Raw genomic sequence first — 16,367 nt, forward strand, 5'->3', positions numbered from 1 at the left:
AAACTGTCTCGTACTGAATCATTAACCGGCTAATGACCGTTGTAGAACGTAGGGAGCGTCAGCGTGGCAAAGCAGCAACAATCGAGGGGCGAAGCCAGTAACCGGCGATTCAAGTTTTCCACTCAACGAGCTGTTCAAGCCACAGAAGCCAACCTGTTCATTCATGGATATTCGGCAGGGCACGACCTGGATGATCGCCAGGCATTGTCTTGCAGTATTCCCCACGAGCTACATGCCCAGTTGAATATCTTCGCCTTCTGGGAGTCCAGCCATTTCACCCGTATTAACGCCACCACCAAGAAGCTCATTCTTGCCGCCACGCGTGTGCATATTGCGGCCTCGTTAGTTGCGTTGGCTGCAGACCGCGTCGTCCACTTCGCAGCGATCCGTAACAGGGCCGAAGAAATGGGCGGGGTGCTGTTCGAGCAACTTCGCGACTACCTCAGCCAGCACCATCCCGACGTTACCCGGGTCAATCTGATTGGCCATTCACTTGGCGGGCGAGTCGTGGTGACGGCGCTGCGAAACCAGCCATTGATGCAGGCCGGCTTGTCGCCGCAAATCGACAACGTACTGCTGATGGCTGCTGCTGTTGAAGTTTCATCGACCGATGCCGCCGCCATGTTGCATCGGATCGACGGGCGCTTGATCAATGCCTATTCCAAGGCCGACGGCGTTCTGCTGTTGAACGCTGACGAAACCTGCCTGGGGCGCAATGAGGTCAAGTTCTTCGATAATGTGCACATGGAGAAGTTTGATCACTCTGACTATTGGCCCAAGTTGCGGGACGTCATGCAGAAGGCTGAGTTCTCTGTGCTGGCCGACCCAGGCACGAGCCTCGGGTTGCGCCCGGAGAATGATTTCGCCAAGAAGGATATCCATCTTTACGAGGTGCTTTCGTCATCCAATAGCGGTTTGCTCGAGGCGGCAATCACGCACCTTAAAAGCAGCAGCTGGACATCGATAAACGATGGCGAAGCTGACCGTGCGTTGGCGTTCACCCGCGAATTGCAGTCGGTGTCCGGGCATTTCCTGGCAAATTTTGCCAGGGGCAATGGCCTGCGTTATTCGAAAGTCCTCATGATGCTGGCCGAACATTATGGCCTCGGCTCAACGCTGCACCACTGCGCCAAGGTGCACGAGTACGAAGCCGTGCTGCTCAACCATGTGTTCCAGCATGCATTTCCCGAGGGGCATCCCTTGGCGAGCGCGACCCTCGAGGAGGTCAAGGCGTTGTCGCAAAGTGACTACCTTGCTGCCGTTGACGCACTGGCCAAGCGTCTTACCCTTGGCCAGTGCTTTCAGTTGGCGGGGGAAGCAGACAAGGCACTTGAGTCGCTGCCGGTGGAGCAGGGCGCGATAGCGTCCGACATCGCTTTTGCCGATACCCTGCACACTTACTGGCAAAGCGCTGTCGAGCGGCTCCGTAGCCTGGAAAAGCAGGCCTCGCGGGTGCTGACCAACCTCGGCACGGCGATCAAACCGGGGTACTCGGCGTTGATTCCCGCTATCGCCGTGGTGCATTACGCGCGCCTGCAACTGGGTGACGAGTACCTGATCTAGACAGTCCGCGGCCTCTCGCTTGCCAATAGCAAGAAACGGGGCGGCACAGTGACGCGCGATATCGTACGATTCGGCTGTCTGTCCCCACGCCTCTTTCCGTAAGGATGCTGTACCGATGGAGCCTCTCTACCTCATCGCCCTGGGCGCCATTGTCGCGGGCTTCGTCCAGGGCCTTTCCGGTTTTGCCTTTGGCATGGTTGCGATGTCGTTCTGGGCCTGGAGCCTCGAACCTCAGGTCGCCGCGACATTGACGGTATTCGGCGGCCTGACCGGGCAGTTGATTGCGGCGTTCAGCATGCGTCGCGGTTTTCGTTGGCCGTTGCTGTGGCCTTTTGTACTGGGCGGCCTGGCGGGTATTCCGATGGGGGTCTGGGTGCTGCCTTACCTGGACATGCTCTGGTTCAAGGCGGTGTTCGGCACATTGCTGGTGCTCTGGTGCCCGTTGATGTTGATGGCGCCACGCTTGCCTCGGTTGCAGGGCGGGCGTCTGGCCGATGGGGCGGTGGGGCTGGCCGGTGGCGTACTGGGCGGGATAGGCGGGTTTACCGGGACGGTGCCGACGCTGTGGTGCACCTTGCGCGGCTTCGATCGTGACACCCAGCGCGCAGTCATTCAGAACTTCAACCTGTCGATGCTGATGGTGACGATGCTCACCTACCTGGGCGCAGGGCTGGTGACGCGGGAGATGCTGCCGATGTTCGGCGTGGTGGCGCCAGCGATGCTGCTGCCAACCTTGCTCGGCACGCGGGTGTATGTGGGGATCAGCGAACTGGCGTTCCGGCGGATCGTGCTCGGTTTGTTGACGCTGTCGGGTGTGGCGATGCTGATCGCATCGGTGCCGACGCTGGTGGGCGTGCGATAACCGCAACAGGGCGTTTACTGGCATGACGGTCGCGCCACCTACCGTCATGCCCCCAGGCAAACGCCCAAGGCGATGCAACGCAGCGGTGTTATCAGGCCGTTGCGCCGATCAGCTCAACGCTTCTGTCTGGTACATCGATGAGGAACGGCAGCGGCAGTGGCTGAGGCGACTCCAGCGATGAAACCTCGAAACCACCCACGACAAGCGGCTGGCGTTGTTCCAGTGTGATCGATTCCTGCGCCAGCCTGTTGACCATTTTCGCGTGGTTCATGGCGATTTCGTTGAGCGTTGACACGTTACATCTCCGATAACTGATCAGGCGCCTCATCGGCTCCCGCAAACAATAATAATGACCGCTGCCGCGTCAGAATTACGTCTTTACGGGGCTGCTGAGGCCGCATGTGCAAGCGCCAAGCCAGACATTAAGGTAATTGTCTGGCGAAGCTTTATTTGCGACGAGTGGTAATAAAACGGGTATTACGTTATAGCGCGTGGTACTTCAGGATTGTCAGTGCGGGTGGAAAATTGGCGCCATAAAACCTACAGTGGGTGCCATCAACTTGCCCTTGCAAAGACGCTACCTTGCATCTTTAATTGTTACTGAATGTGAAGGTGCCACTGTATCAGCTATATCTTATCTATCAAGGCTTTAGACGCGCTTTAAGGTTTCATCAGGGTCTTTTTCTGCTCTGCCCACAGACAACATCAAAGGACGTCGAAGAAGAAATGAAAGAGAACTTGGCAGTGGTGGTCCGCAAACTCATATCGCCGTCCATGCGTTACGAGATAAGAAACGTTTCAAGCAAGTTACGCGACTTCCTCGCACGGGCGTGTTTCTGGCGGTGGGAGGTCGCCCGTTTCAAGCTGCAGCAGGAAAGCCCCTACGAATTTCTCTACATTGGCCGCAAGCAGCAGCGGGAGATGGCCAAGCTGCTCATTGGCGGCAAATCACAGGACAAGCTCCAGGCGCAAATCCCGGTGGTCGACCGGCAGGCAAAACCTGACGCGGCGAGCCAGGTGGTGGTGATCAGCGAAATGCCCACCTCGGGGTCGCTGAATGTGCCCCATTACCTCAGTGCGGTGGTGCCGCTGGGACGCTCCCTCGAGGACATCACCGCGCGCTACGACAGCGAGTTGCGCCGCAGTATCCGCAAGAACCGGCCGCTGTACAGCATGCGACGGACGTTGTCGGACGAAGAGATTGCAATGGCCGACAAGGACCTGTTGCGGCCATACGCCACGGCACGGCAGGGCATCCATGCGGCGCAGTTTCCCAGCGACGAAGTGTTTCGAATCGCCAAGACGGTCGGCCGCCTCGACCTGATCATGCTTGGCGACGAAGTGGTTGCCTGCCACCTGGGGTGCGAAATAACCCGCGGCGAAAAGCGTTACTGGAGCACGCTGCGTTTCGGCTATTGCGAGGCGGTGTTCTCGGATGCCAAGAAGTTGCGCGAAGTAAACTCGATCACCACGTTCATGGCACTTGAATGGGCGTTGGAAAACGGCTTTGACTATTACGATATCGGCCTGTGTCTGGCGCGCCCGGATGACGGCTTGTTGAAGTGGAAGAGAAGGCGCGGCGGCGATGTCGATTCGCTGGGTAATCACTCTTATATGTTTGTTCGCTTGCCGAAAAGAGGGGTTGCCAAGTTTCTCTGGGATACGCCGTTGTTTGCAGTTGAGGGTGATAAGTTAACACTTCATCTGGGCCTGCCAGAGGGGCCGAGTGATGAGGAGCTCGCCAGTCGTTATCATGAAATGGTATTTGGTGGGTTACACAAGATATACCTGTATGGTGCTAAAAGTTCGGGCGAGGCATTTCTCGAAAACTTGCGCGGTCGTTATGCAAGTTTGCAGTCCCCACCTGCAATGGAAAGAATCTTATCCAACTGAGCAGCAGCTCATCGCGCTGAACTGAGTGTGGCGCGGTAACTGGCTTTTCACCCTGCCACAAAGGGAGGACGCTTCATGGGAAGCGATATGTCAAACTTCAGCACTTCAGGTGCGGGCAGCCGTAATAAGTGGACACTTGCCGCTTATAAACACATGGCCCGAAAACGGCTTGTGCGCCAGGCCGAGATCAATGTTAAAAGTCTTGCGGTCAAAACCTGGGATATTGCCCCGGGTGAAACGACGATCACCCCGCCGGCGTTCTTTCTACCCCATCAACTGGAGCGGGTGACGGGCTGGGAGGCGAAGCGCTTTTATCCTTACGTGCACCCCGCACGTACCATGGAAGGGCACCTGAGCGTTGAGCAGGGGCCTACACGCGGTTACCTGATCAAGGACGTGTGGCTGGTCGATGGGGCGCTGTACAAGGGCAATGCCAGCCACTGGTTATCGTCGAAGCCCAGTGCGTTTCCACGCATTGCCGTGGAGAATGAAATCGGGCGTGCAGCGGTGTATTGCACACAAAATGGCAATTCATGGTTTGGCACCTGGTTGATGGAAGATTGCGTGACCTACGCCCTGGCCTGCAACGAAGGGGTGCCGGTAACCACGGCGCCTTCGGCCAGGTTTCCCCTGTTTACCCAGGCACCTGCCTATGAAGACTGGCTCGATATGCACCCGTACCGTTTGCGCAGTGCATTTTTCCGTGAGCTGGTGCTGTTCGATGATTTGAGCAACAACCGCAGCCGGCATTTACGTTATCGCGCCATGGGTGAAAAGCTGCTGTCGCATGTGAACTATGCAGCGCATCCCGGTGTGTTCCTGCTTCGTGGCGGGGATGGCGATCTGCGTTTTTTGCGCAACGAACTGGAACTGGCCGAGCACCTGCACAAAACCCGGGGCTTTCGCATTGTCGACCCGCTGCGCACCGATGTGCCCTCGATTGTGGCGGCCTGTGCCGGGGCCAGGACGGTGATAGGCGTGGAAGGCAGCCAACTGGTCCACGGCATGAATGTGCTGCAGACAGGGGGCTCATTGCTGACGCTGCAGCCACCCAACCGCTTTGTCAGTTACTACAAGTACCTGACCGATCGCGACCACCAGCATTTTGGTTTCGTAGTCGGCATACCCGAGGGCGATGGTTTCAGGATCGACATCGAAGAGGTTGAGCGCACGCTCGACTTGTTTCCTGGGTGATAAGTGGTGTCAATAAGTGGTTTGCGAAGCAGAACGAGTCGCATTTAGTATCTCAACCATGAAACACATTTACGGATCCAATCGTCGAAACTGCATCGCCAGAGTACACCGCTGCATGCCCGTTGGTCTGAAAAAAGTGCATGCAGCGGTCGTCATTGGCGTGTTTGTTAAAGCCCGCAACGTTGTGCACCCGCGACCTCGGTCATGGCTACAGCTTAACCCGGTGCAAAATGTAAGCGGTTGGAACAACAAGAGATTTTCTCGAGTCGTGGCAAGTTGCCGAACCACGGCTCAGGCTGCATCCTGGCGATATTGAGTGCCTGGGGAAGCCGTTGAAAGCAGTGTGAACAGTGGCTGACGATATTTTGACTGAGGCGACCGCCTCCGATTGATTTTTATTATGGTGTCGGATCATTGACGTAGTGTCACTGTGCCCATAAGCTCAAATCAGAAACGACAAAAACCTTCCGCCTTCCAACGCTGTTTATCCTCTTTGCTGGAGGGGATCATGCGCTCGACACTGTTCATAAAGTCCATTTTTCTGTTTGTGCTCATGAGCGGTGCGGCGGGGGCTGCCGACTCGTTTGTAAATAAGACAAGTGTGGTGCCTAACGCCACGGCGGGTTGGCTGCTGGCGTTTGCAGTAGTAGGTTTCATGGCGGTTGCCAATCGCCGCAAAGTGTAATCAAGGTTTTTGAGTTCTTCGAAAACCTTATTGTTCAAAGATGCTGTTGAAGATGCCCGGCGCACGCTCTATTGTTTGTCAGTGCCTGGCGTGTGCTACATCTGTATTGATTTCCGCGTCGCTGGCGCTGGCAGTGCCTTGTGAATTTTCAGGCCATTGCTATATTCCAGTGGACCCCGCCACAGGGCAACAACGTTGCCAGGGCGGCGGGGTTGCGTCGCGGTAATCGGGCCCCCGGGACGGTCGGGGCCATCGCAGCCGGTTGGAGTGGCTGCGAAGCGGAGCGAGAGGTTGTGTGTTGTTCTCATTTAGTGCTCTTTGCATGGCTACTAGGCCGGAGGGAACCTCATGAAGCGTTCAATATTTTCTGCGCTCTGCATGCTGTTGGTCTGGTCCGCCACGAGCAGCGCCAATGAAAGTAGCGCGTCTTACGTGCTCAGCCCTGGCGACAGGGTGCTGGTTTCCGTCTGGCAAGAAGACAGCCTGCGCCAGGAAACCACTGTACTCCCCGATGGCACTATTACCTTCCCGCTGGCGGGTTCGATCGATGTGCGCGGCCTTGATGCCGCTGCCGTTGCCCAGAAAGTTGCCACCAAACTTGAAAAATTCCTTCCCGATCCGAACGTCAGTGTGGTTATCACCAGCACGGCCGGTAATCTCGTCTATGTACAGGGCAAAGTGATCAAGCCCGGCCCGGTACCGATGGCGGGCCCGACCGCTGTGCTGCAGGCATTGAGCATGTCCGGCGGCCTGGACAAGTTTGCGGACGAGGGCGCTATCAAAGTGGTTCGCCAAAAAGGTGCCCGTCAGGAGATACTGCCCGTGCATTACAAGGATCTGGTCTCCGGGCGTGATATGTCCACCAACATCCAACTTCAGGCCGGCGATACGCTGGTCGTACCTTAAATCTACTTTAACTATTAAGTCTTCTAGTGCCTCTAATAAGAACTACCGGTGTTGTAACGGCAATTCTGTGTTTGCCGTATCCGATCATGGCCCAGGCCGCCGTTTGGCAGTCTTCGGCTGTTGTACCCACGACCGTTGAGTACGACAGCAACCCACTGCTGTTGACGTCGCAAGAGAAGGGGGTGACGCGCACGATCATCGCCCCCGACTTCAGTCTGGTGGGTACCTATGGACGTGACGAATTGCGAATGGGGCTGGGGGTGCAGGTGATGCGCTCATCCGACACGTCAATTGTTGACGACCGAGAAGACCCTAGTGTGTTGCTGGGCTGGCAGCGCGAGACGGATCGCGGGCGTTTTGGCCTCAAGGGCCAGTACATCGAAAGCTCGACCTTGTCCGGTGCCGTCCAGGATACCGGGGTGGTCGCCACCGATGGCACGCAAAAGATGTCGATGCTCACGGCCAACTGGAGTAGCGCCATCACCGAGCGCAGCACGTTGGAGAACGAGACCACGTACAGCCATGCACGTTACGACATCAATACCCTGACCGGCTACGACGAGCTGGGTACGGTCCTGACCTGGAACTACGCCTGGAGTGAGCGTACGACGCTTTACACCGGCGTCGGTGCCCGGCGTTATGAACCGCAGGACGACACCACCGCCTCGGCATCCAACAGCTACACACCGCTTGTGGGGGTGAAGTACCAACTCTCCGAGCGCTGGGAAACCGACGTGCATGCGGGCGTGAACAAAGTCTCTGGCGACGATGGCGGCCAACGCGGCGAAGGCGGGGTCTCCCTGCGCTATACCGGTGAGCTCGCGGATGCGCGCCTGAGCGCCGAGCGTAGCACCGTCGCCAGCGCAGAGGGCGGGTTCGCCGAGATCGACACGGTACGCGGTATCTGGAGTTACGCCGCCACCGAGCTCACCCGTGTCGGCCTCGATGCGGCATGGCAAGACAGCAAGGGGCAAACGCCGAATACCTTGCAAACCTACGGTGCCTGGGCCAGTCGAGAATTTTCGCCTTTTTGCGATCTGCGCCTATCGTTGCAGTACAAGGAACGCCAGCAGGATGACCTGCCGGATGCTGAAGGCACAATCGTTGGACTGACCCTGACCTATAGATTCCCCGACCTCTGACTTTCGGCATGGTGGCCCCATGAAATCTGAATACGAGCTGTCCCTCAAGGATTACATCGCGATCATCAAGGACCGGGCCCTGCTGTTGGGGATCAGTATCGTGGTGATACTCGCGGTGACGGTAGCGGTGGCAGTGACGGTGCCGCCGCTGTATCAGTCCACGGGGACCATTCTTGTCGAGTCGCAGCAGATTTCTCCGGACCTGGTGTCAGCCAACAACAACAGCTTCGCCGATGAGCGCATCGAGGTGATCCGGCAGCGGGTCATGACCCGCGACAACCTGTTGCGCATCATCGACAAGTACGGTTTGTATGCCGACAAGGGCAGGCGCTTCAGCGAGTCCGACAAGATCGACCAGATGCGCAATGCCATCGTGGTTGCCACCCTCAGCACCTATGTCAAAGGGCGCGGGGAGGCAACCGTTGCCTTCAATGTGTCCTTTGAGCACAAGCGTGCCGATGTGGCCAAGGACGTCGCCAACGAACTGGTCACCTTGTTTCTCAACGAGAACCTCAAGCAGCGTACCGAGCGGGCCAGCGAAACCACCGAGTTTCTCACCCAGGAGGCCAACAAGCTCGGCGCCGAACTGGCCAGCCTGGAAAACCAGCTGGCCGACTTCAAGCAAGCCCATGCCAATGCCTTGCCTGAACACCAGGCGTTGCGCATGAGCATGCTGTCGCGCTCGGAGCTGGAGTTCAGGGAAGTCGACCGTGACTACAAGGCGGCCCAGGAAGAGCTGCGCTACATGGAGCTGGAATTGTCGGCAGCCAATGCCGGCCTGGCCACCAAAGCGGACGGCAGCCGGCCAACGCCAGCAGAGCAGCAGCAAGACCTGCCCAGCCTCAAGGCCGAGTACGCACAGCTGTTGACCCGCTATAAAGAAGCACACCCGGATGTGGTGGCGGTCAAGCGCAAGATCCAGGCCCTTGAGGCCACCGGTGGCAAAGGCGCAACCACCTCGACGGTGAGCCTGGATGTAGCGCGGGTTCGCACCCGCATCAGTGCTGCGCAGGAACGTATTGCTTCACTGGCCGAGCAGAAGCGCCAGCTGGTGAAGAAGATGGAAGGCTACGAGGCCGAGATTCTCGAGGCGCCGCAAGTCGAGCGTGGCCTGGTGACCTTGATGCGTGACCATGACAACGCGCGCAAGAAATATGAAGAAATTCGGGCCAAGGAAATGGGCGCGAAAATTACCGAAAGCCTGGAGCAGGAAAACAAGGCAGAGCGGTTTGTGCTGCTGGAGCCTCCGCTGATGCCGGAGAAACCGGTCAAACCCAATCGCAAGAAAATCGTCGCACTGGGCATGGTGCTGGCACCGGCAGGTGGCGCTGCATTGGTGATGCTGCTTGAAATGCTCAACCAGCGGGTGCGCGGTGTGGGTGCCCTGGAGAGCGTGGTGGGTAAACGGGTACTGGTAGCCATTCCGTTTATTACAACGCAAGCGGAACTGGCACAGCGCAAGAAGTGGCGAAAGCTGCTGATTGTCGCAGGTGTGGTACTGGCGGCTATCCTGTTGGTACTGGTACACCTGCTTTACATGCCTTTGGACCTTCTGCTGTTTAAAGCTATGGCTCGGTTTGAATAGGGAAAGTAGCGATGGACAGGATAACGCCGGCTGTTGGAAAAAATGTTCACCAGGTTACGCCCGGCTCTGCGGAGGCTCCGCTTGTAGCGCCCTCGGTTGAGCCGACCGAAGCACTGGGGCAATTCGACTATGTGCGCACCCGGGTCGTGCCGTTACGGGCAGAGCACCTTGAGCGCCACCGTATCGTGGCGTACAACAAAAACTCGAACATGAGTTGGGCCTTTGACTTGCTGCGCACCCAGGTGCTGCAGACCATGGAAGAGAACGGCTGGCGCACACTGGCGATCACCTCGCCGACGCCCGAGGCGGGCAAAACGGTGTTGGCGATCAACCTGGCGATGAGTATTGCCCACCACACGACCAAGACGGCGCTGCTGGTGGACTTTGACTTGCGTCGGCCGCGGGTCGGCAGCAGCCTTGGGCTGCCGATGGACAAGTCGCTCAATGAACTGCTCGCCAACAAGGCCGGGCTGGAGGAGGTCCTGGTCAACCCGACACTGCCGCGCTTTGTCGTGCTGCCCACGCGCGAGCCGATTGCGCTGTCCACCGAGATGCTGTCATCGCCCAAGGTCAACAACCTGATCAGCGATCTGCGCGAGCGCTATGACTCGCGGATCTGCATCTTCGACTTGCCGCCGCTGCTGAGCTCCGACGACGCGATCACCGTACTGCCCAAGTTCGACTGCGTGTTGTTGGTGGTGGCCAACGGAGTGAACAGCAAGAAAGAGATCGAAGACTGCCTGTACCACCTGGCGACCGCCAACCTGATCGGTTCGGTGTTGAACAAGGCGGAGCCGCAGACGCGCTCCTACTACTGAATGCGAATGCAGTACCCCTGGTGCCTGGGCTTGGCAGCAAGCCTTAGTGCCAGGGGTATTGCTGTTCCCACTGCCAGGCGTGGGTGACGATTTCTTCCAGTGATGCGTGCTGCGGTTGCCAGCCCAGAACGGCTTTGGCCTTGCTGGCGTCTGCTACCAGCGTTGGCGGGTCTCCCGCACGACGTGGCGCGAGGCTGATATTGATCTGACGCCCGGTGACGGCGCAGGCGGTGTCGATCACCTGCTGCACGGAAAAGCCCTGGCCGTTGCCGAGGTTGAACACCGTGCTGGCCCCGCCGGCCTGCAGGTAGTTCACCGCCAGCGAATGTGCCGACACCAGGTCCGCAACGTGGACATAGTCACGAATGCAGGTGCCATCGGGCGTGCTGTAGTCATGACCAAATACGGTGATGGCGGCCCGGCGGCCCGCCGCGGCTTGCAGGATCAGCGGCAGCAGGTGGGTTTCCGGCTCGTGGCATTCGCCCAGTTGCCCGTCAGGGTCGGCACCGGCGGCGTTGAAGTAGCGTAAGCACACCGACTTCAGCCCGTAGGCACGGTCAAAATCCTCGAGTATCTGCTCCACCATCCACTTGCTGCGCCCATAGGGGTTGATCGGTACCTTGGGGTGCGCTTCGTCGATAGGCACATACTGCGGGTCGCCGTACACGGCCGCACTGGATGAGAAGATCAGGTGTTGGATGCCGGCACGGACCATGGCCTGCAGCAGTGTCAGGGTCGCCGCTACGTTGTTCTGGTAGTACTTGCCCGGGTCGCTGACCGACTCGCTCACCTGGATGTACGAGGCGAAGTGGAACACCGCATCAAACTGACACTCGGCAAACAACGCATCCAGGGCGCGCACATCGGCGATGTCGAGCCCCACCCATTTGATCCTGGGTGCCGTAGGTTCAATGTCTGCCACCACTACATCGTGACCTTCACCGAGCAGGTGCTTGACCATGTGCGAACCGATGTAGCCTGCACCGCCGACAACCAGAAACTTCATCCAAACCTCCTGGAATCTGTTGTTGTACAGGCGCAGCCTCGAGGACTGCGCAATCGTCCCTAAAAAGCGGGTTGCCGTGCGATGTAGTCAGGCGTTAAGGACACAGGCCTCCAGTGACTGTAGATGGCGTAATGCCCTATTTCAAGAACAGCCAATTGGTCATCTGCTGGCCGTCAAAGGTGATGAGATAGCGCCCGTCCTGATAGGTCGTCGGCAGTTCTTTGGGGGGCGAAGCAGCGTTGTGGCCGAACAGCTTCAAGCCTTTGGCGGCCTTGATGCTGAGGGTGCCTTCAAGGGGCTCGACGTTGAAGGGCGTCTTGTCGTTTTCCTTTGGAACCGCCCGGGTACCGAGCGAAATCAGCAGTTCCCGCGACTGGCCGAGCGGCTTGGCATCAAGGCTTTGCACCACGACACTGGCGTAGGCGGTTTTAACCTTGACCTCGATATTGCCCAGGTTGACTGACTGGCCGCCCAGCCAGCCCGTGGCGGCCTGGGTCAGCGGTGTGTCGATGGTGTAGAGGCCCTGTTGCCAGTTGCGCCTGAGTTCGCCGGTGTCGGAGGTGGCCTCGCTGGCACCTGCGTCCAGCAGCGACTGGTCAGGGTCCTGCAGCACCTTGGCGTCCGCGGGAATCACGCTTGGCTGCAGCCATGGCAGCGCGGGCGTTTGCGGCATGGCGATCTGCAGCTTGCCTTTCTCCATGGCGGTGCGCAGCAGCACCGACTCACTCGGTGAGATCGAACGGTTGAACAGAGTGTCGGCGGTAGGCGCGAAAACGTAGCGGCTGTTGGCTTCATGGACATCGCCGCGGCGATAGAGCAAGGCGGCGGCGGGCAGGGTGGCCAGCAACGCCGGGTCATTGTAGGCGTGCCAGTTGTCCGCCGACTGCCAGGCTTTGTTGAACGCTTGCTGGCTGTAGGCGTATTGCATCAGCGCATCCCAGCCCTGATAGCTGGCGGTGCCGGCCACGTACAGTGGCAGCGAGTGGCGGTCCGGCACGGGGAAGGGCTCGGCGTTCCACTCGGTGACGGTGAGCGGCGTGTTGACCACCTGGGCGGCGCCCAGCCAGTTGATCATGCCGTCGCTGGTCAGCGGGTTTTTCTCCAGCTGGCCGAGGCCACCATAACTGTGGGCATCGATCACGTCGCCGGTGGTCAGGGCCGGTAACGAGCTCAAACCGTTGCCGCCCCAGGTACTGGTGGTGGCGATCGGAACCTTGACCCCGAGGCTGCGCAGGTGCTCGATCATGTCGACGTTGAAGCGGTGTTCCAGGTCGTTCAGAAACAGCTTGGACGGGCCGTGCTCCCAGCTGCGCCAGGTCTTGTCTTCGGGCAGGTCGTGGCGCGCGGCAAAGGCTTTGGCCTCGTCCATGAACAGCCGGCTGTGCTTGGGCACCTCTTTGTCGGGCAGCAGGGCGTTGCCGAAATGGTGGGTGATGTCGTTCTCGTTGGTGATCAGCACTGCGGCAATTGCCGGGTCATCTTTGTAGGCCAGGCCGGTGTAGGCGTTCACATGGGTCAGGTAGTCCTGGGCAAAGCGTTTCATTGCCTGCTGGATGCTCAGGTTCACGTAGGCATAGCCTTTGAGTTCGGTGCTGCGCTCACCCTTGGCCAGTTCGTCGAAAGCGTAGATGTTGTCCTTGGCCACGAGGGGGCGCTGCACGTGCAGGTCGAGCCAGACATAAATGCCTTCGTCCTTGAGGCATTTGATCCACAAGTCGATCTTGCGCTGCGACTCGGCACTCAGGTGCTGGGTGTCTTCAATGAGTGGGCCGTCGCCATAGGTATTGCCAAAGATGTTCGGGCTGACCCAGGCCGAGTCATGGTGGTGCAGGCGGACCAGGTTGAAGCCCAGGGCCGACAGGCGTTTGGCCTGCAGCCTGATCTCCTCGTCAGGGGATTTGAAGATCGCGAATGCCGAGAGGTTGGTGCCCCAGAAGCGGGCGGGTGTGTTGTCGGCAAACTGCAGCTGTTCGCCGGCGGCCTTGACGAAGCCGCGTTTGCCGGCGGGCTTTTCCTTGGCGTTGAGAAACGACAGGTCGACCGGTGACGTGCCCCAGTCAAGTTGGTCGTCAGGCCATTTGCTGGTGTCTGCCAGGCCAAAGCGTTCGGTGGTGGTGGGGCCCAGGGCAATATCGCCGGTCAGGCTCAACCGGGCTTTGATCTGCTGGCGGCCGGGGGTGATGGTGTCTTTGTAAAAAAACGCACGGATTTCGTCGCTGTTGCCGCGCTCGAAGTACACCGTCGTCAGCGGCGGCTCGAAACGCATCTCGATCCGGCGTGCCTGCGTACCCCAGGCCCAGCCGCGGTTGTCGGGTAGCAATACCGGCTCACCCATTTCCCCGGCAATCAGGGCCGGGTCGAACTGGAACATGATGCCGCCGCCTTTCACCCTTGCTTGCTTGCTGTGGGCGTCGAGGTCGAACGTCCAGGTCAATGTCTGTGGGTTTTCCTTGCGCACGTCTGCCGCCAGGTCGAAATCCAGGTCCTTGTTCTTGCCTGCCAGGGAATAGCTGTAGGGACCGTTGACCTTGAGCCCGCCGTAAAAGCCGGTCCAGTTCCAGTTAGCGGCCCAGAAGTTGAATTTCGACAGCATCGCCGGGCCACCGCCGCGGGTGATGCCGGGCAGGCCGGTCTGTTCATTGACGCTGACGACCCAGTCCGAGGCCACGCTTGCAAGCGGCAATACGAACAGGCCAACGAGCGCCGAAGCCCGCATGAAGGGGCGCATTGTGGTCATGGGCATTACCTGGGTTGAAGGCTGGCGTTGGCAAGGGGTACGGTCTGGGTATGCTTGAGCCTGCGCACCATCTGGATATAGGCCGCGCCCAATCCACCCAGTGACCAATACACCACGGGAATCACAGTGATGCTGCTGACGGTGAAGATGATCACCAGAATCCCGATCAAGGTAGCCAGCAGTGAGCGCCCGAGCAGGCGTCGCTCGTCATCCTTGTCGGGAAACTGGCGCAGGGCCTTGCGGATACCCAGCAACACGCTGGCAAAGAACGTCACGAACAGCCCCAGGCCTACCAGGCCGATGCGCAGGGCCAGGTTCACGTAGGTGTTGACGATGTCGATGATGCCTTCACCCTGGATCATCGATTGCATTTCCGGGGTATTGCGGAAGTCGAATGAGCCGAACAACGGGTTGCGCTGGATGACGATCCACGAGTTGTCGAGCAGGCGCTCGCGGTAGGTGATGTTCTCTTTTTCCAGGTTGCCGATGTAGGGCAGCATGTCGAGCACCTTGTCGCCGCCGGGCACGATGGTCAGCAGGGGAATGCTCAGCACGCCGGCGATGGCCAGCAGCGACAGACGCTTTACCGCGCCCCGGCCCGTAGCGATAAAGGCGGCGACAATGATCACCGCACCGATCCAGGGGCCACGCGACAGCGGCACAAACAGCCCGGCGCCCAGCAGCAGGGCGCCCAGTACACGGTTGAGCTTGCTGCGTACAAACGCCTGCACGAAGAGGAACAGGCCGATCGCCACACTCATCACATAGCCCAGCGCGATGGCCTGGCCTGCAGTGGCGCTGGCGCGCAACGAGCCGCCGCGGCTCAGGTAGCCGGACATGCTCCACTCCATGCCCATGGCATTGGTCAAGGCGCTGTACAACAACCAGTGGCGGACGGTTTCGGCGACGCCGATCAGCGCCAGTACAAAGGCGGCAAGGACAAACGCCAGGAGCGCGTCCTTGAAGTCGGCGAGGTTTTTCAGTGCGCGGCTGGCGACGTAGTACGGCAGGAACACGTCGACATACAGGTACAGCGCCTGGCGCAAGGTGTCGGTAATGGAGGTTTCGCGCAGGTACAACAGGCCCATGAGGGCAATGCTGGCGCCAAGAAATTTGTCTGGCCAGGTGCGGCCAAAGGCCACGGTATCGGGCTGCTTGCTCAACGCCAGTGCTGCCGGTAGCAGCACGCACAGGGTCAGCAGGCGAATGCTGTTGAGGTCGATCACGTAGTTGATCACGCCGAAGCCCGGCACCGGCACCGAGGCCGTCGGAATCAGGAACAGCAGCATGAAAAACAATGCCATGGGGTTGCGTTCGCGCTTTCGTGCCAGGGTCAGCACGACAACGGCGACGGCCGCATACACCCAGAAGCTATGGGAGAAAAAAGCCACCAGGGTCAGGCCGAACCACAGGTTGCGCCGGCGCTTGAAGTCGGCGTAGGGAATCAGGTCTGTGGCGGGGCGGCGCGCAAGGGTGAACACGATGCCAGCCACCAACAGAATGACGATCAGAGCACGAAAATGTTCAGGCATTGGCTACGGGCACCTATCCGTTGGTGGACGACGGCTAGCATCATGGCTAATTGAAACTATAGTTACTTCTAGCCATTCAGTCAGAGATGATTTTCTGCCGAAAAACTGACGCGTGGAGCTGATTTCGTTGCCGGGGGTGGCCGGCCTGTTGGAAACCCTGACCTATACTGCGTATGGCGTACATGGCGCAACGCTGTGTGAACTGTGGGGTAAAAAAGGCGATTGAGGTGTTTCTGGCGTAGTTAAGTCACTAAGTCTCTATAAAACTTATATGGCATAGGTCCAGGGATCATGGGGAAACTTCAGTTTAGTACGCTGCAGTTGGGTCGCAGGGGATTTCTTCACGGTTGTGTGGTGCTTGGCCTAGGGGGCGCAACGTTCGGTTTTTCTGCGAGCGCGGCAAGCCTGCCTGCCGCTAAAACCGAGTTTGTTGTCATCAACGGA

Annotated in this window: 13 protein-coding genes; 9 read left to right on the top strand and 4 right to left on the bottom strand. The window is 58.9% G+C overall.

Going from position 1 to position 16,367, the window contains the following annotated elements:
- Nucleotides 1-63: 63 nt before the first annotated feature.
- Complete coding sequence (locus DM813_RS19450; protein WP_128324988.1) at nucleotides 64-1,563, top strand: DUF726 domain-containing protein; 1,500 nt, start codon at nucleotides 64-66, stop codon at nucleotides 1,561-1,563.
- Between the two features lie 115 nt (nucleotides 1,564-1,678).
- On the top strand, nucleotides 1,679-2,425 hold the full coding sequence (locus DM813_RS19455) for a sulfite exporter TauE/SafE family protein (protein ID WP_128324989.1): 747 nt from the start codon (nucleotides 1,679-1,681) through the stop codon (nucleotides 2,423-2,425).
- A gap of 91 nt (nucleotides 2,426-2,516) precedes the next feature.
- On the opposite strand, the gene DM813_RS19460 is transcribed toward DM813_RS19455, so the two are convergent.
- Complete coding sequence (locus DM813_RS19460) at nucleotides 2,517-2,720, bottom strand: hypothetical protein (RefSeq protein WP_128324990.1); 204 nt, start codon at nucleotides 2,718-2,720, stop codon at nucleotides 2,517-2,519.
- Nucleotides 2,721-3,151: 431 nt separating this feature from the next.
- Between DM813_RS19460 and DM813_RS19465 the strand changes: the two genes are divergently transcribed.
- The 7 genes from DM813_RS19465 (at nucleotide 3,152) to DM813_RS19490 (ending at nucleotide 10,648) form a co-directional block, all read left to right on the top strand.
- Complete coding sequence (locus tag DM813_RS19465) at nucleotides 3,152-4,318, top strand: hypothetical protein (RefSeq protein WP_128324991.1); 1,167 nt, start codon at nucleotides 3,152-3,154, stop codon at nucleotides 4,316-4,318.
- A 75-nt stretch (nucleotides 4,319-4,393) separates the two neighbouring features.
- A complete protein-coding gene (locus DM813_RS19470) occupies nucleotides 4,394-5,512 on the top strand; it encodes a glycosyltransferase 61 family protein (protein ID WP_128324992.1) in 1,119 nt (372 codons plus the stop codon).
- Nucleotides 5,513-6,020: 508 nt separating this feature from the next.
- Nucleotides 6,021-6,197, top strand: a complete 177-nt coding sequence (gene eppA / locus DM813_RS28485) for an EPS-associated small membrane protein EppA (protein WP_164897266.1) — start codon at nucleotides 6,021-6,023, stop codon at nucleotides 6,195-6,197.
- Between the two features lie 348 nt (nucleotides 6,198-6,545).
- Nucleotides 6,546-7,103, top strand: coding sequence for a polysaccharide biosynthesis/export family protein (locus DM813_RS19475; protein ID WP_128324993.1), 558 nt, complete (start codon nucleotides 6,546-6,548; stop codon nucleotides 7,101-7,103).
- Between the two features lie 26 nt (nucleotides 7,104-7,129).
- Entirely contained in the window at nucleotides 7,130-8,245 is a 1,116-nt protein-coding gene (locus DM813_RS19480) for a hypothetical protein (protein ID WP_128324994.1), read from the top strand.
- Between the two features lie 19 nt (nucleotides 8,246-8,264).
- Complete coding sequence (locus tag DM813_RS19485; RefSeq protein WP_128324995.1) at nucleotides 8,265-9,830, top strand: GumC family protein; 1,566 nt, start codon at nucleotides 8,265-8,267, stop codon at nucleotides 9,828-9,830.
- A gap of 11 nt (nucleotides 9,831-9,841) precedes the next feature.
- Nucleotides 9,842-10,648 (top strand): CpsD/CapB family tyrosine-protein kinase, encoded by an 807-nt coding sequence (locus DM813_RS19490; RefSeq protein ID WP_128324996.1) that lies wholly within the window; start codon nucleotides 9,842-9,844, stop codon nucleotides 10,646-10,648.
- A 43-nt stretch (nucleotides 10,649-10,691) separates the two neighbouring features.
- On the opposite strand, the gene galE is transcribed toward DM813_RS19490, so the two are convergent.
- The 3 genes from galE to DM813_RS19505 all read right to left on the bottom strand — a co-directional run bounded on the left by galE (nucleotide 10,692) and on the right by DM813_RS19505 (nucleotide 15,923).
- A complete protein-coding gene (galE, locus tag DM813_RS19495; protein WP_128324997.1) occupies nucleotides 10,692-11,654 on the bottom strand; it encodes a UDP-glucose 4-epimerase GalE in 963 nt (320 codons plus the stop codon).
- A gap of 136 nt (nucleotides 11,655-11,790) precedes the next feature.
- Nucleotides 11,791-14,397, bottom strand: coding sequence for a glycosyl hydrolase family 5 (locus DM813_RS19500; protein ID WP_128324998.1), 2,607 nt, complete (start codon nucleotides 14,395-14,397; stop codon nucleotides 11,791-11,793).
- A complete protein-coding gene (locus tag DM813_RS19505; protein ID WP_128324999.1) occupies nucleotides 14,397-15,923 on the bottom strand; it encodes an O-antigen ligase family protein in 1,527 nt (508 codons plus the stop codon). The genes DM813_RS19500 and DM813_RS19505 overlap by 1 nt, the downstream gene beginning before the upstream one ends.
- Nucleotides 15,924-16,367: the final 444 nt, after the last annotated feature.

Origin of the sequence: Pseudomonas alkylphenolica, assembly GCF_004025535.1 — a bacterium.
Taxonomy (GTDB): Bacteria; Pseudomonadota; Gammaproteobacteria; order Pseudomonadales; family Pseudomonadaceae; genus Aquipseudomonas; species Aquipseudomonas alkylphenolica_A.

What these genes read in the sequence shown, in the direction of transcription:
- DM813_RS19490 (WP_128324996.1), top strand. Translation starts at nt 9,842, where the DNA reads ATGGACAGGATAACGCCGGCTGTTGGAAAAAATGTTCACCAGGTTACG.
- DM813_RS19465 (WP_128324991.1), top strand. Translation starts at nt 3,152, where the DNA reads ATGAAAGAGAACTTGGCAGTGGTGGTCCGCAAACTCATATCGCCGTCC.
- DM813_RS19505 (WP_128324999.1), bottom strand. Translation starts at nt 15,923, where the DNA reads ATGCCTGAACATTTTCGTGCTCTGATCGTCATTCTGTTGGTGGCTGGC.
- DM813_RS19475 (WP_128324993.1), top strand. Translation starts at nt 6,546, where the DNA reads ATGAAGCGTTCAATATTTTCTGCGCTCTGCATGCTGTTGGTCTGGTCC.
- DM813_RS19500 (WP_128324998.1), bottom strand. Translation starts at nt 14,397, where the DNA reads ATGCCCATGACCACAATGCGCCCCTTCATGCGGGCTTCGGCGCTCGTT.
- eppA (WP_164897266.1), top strand. Translation starts at nt 6,021, where the DNA reads ATGCGCTCGACACTGTTCATAAAGTCCATTTTTCTGTTTGTGCTCATG.
- DM813_RS19455 (WP_128324989.1), top strand. Translation starts at nt 1,679, where the DNA reads ATGGAGCCTCTCTACCTCATCGCCCTGGGCGCCATTGTCGCGGGCTTC.
- galE (WP_128324997.1), bottom strand. Translation starts at nt 11,654, where the DNA reads ATGAAGTTTCTGGTTGTCGGCGGTGCAGGCTACATCGGTTCGCACATG.
- DM813_RS19470 (WP_128324992.1), top strand. Translation starts at nt 4,394, where the DNA reads ATGGGAAGCGATATGTCAAACTTCAGCACTTCAGGTGCGGGCAGCCGT.
- DM813_RS19485 (WP_128324995.1), top strand. Translation starts at nt 8,265, where the DNA reads ATGAAATCTGAATACGAGCTGTCCCTCAAGGATTACATCGCGATCATC.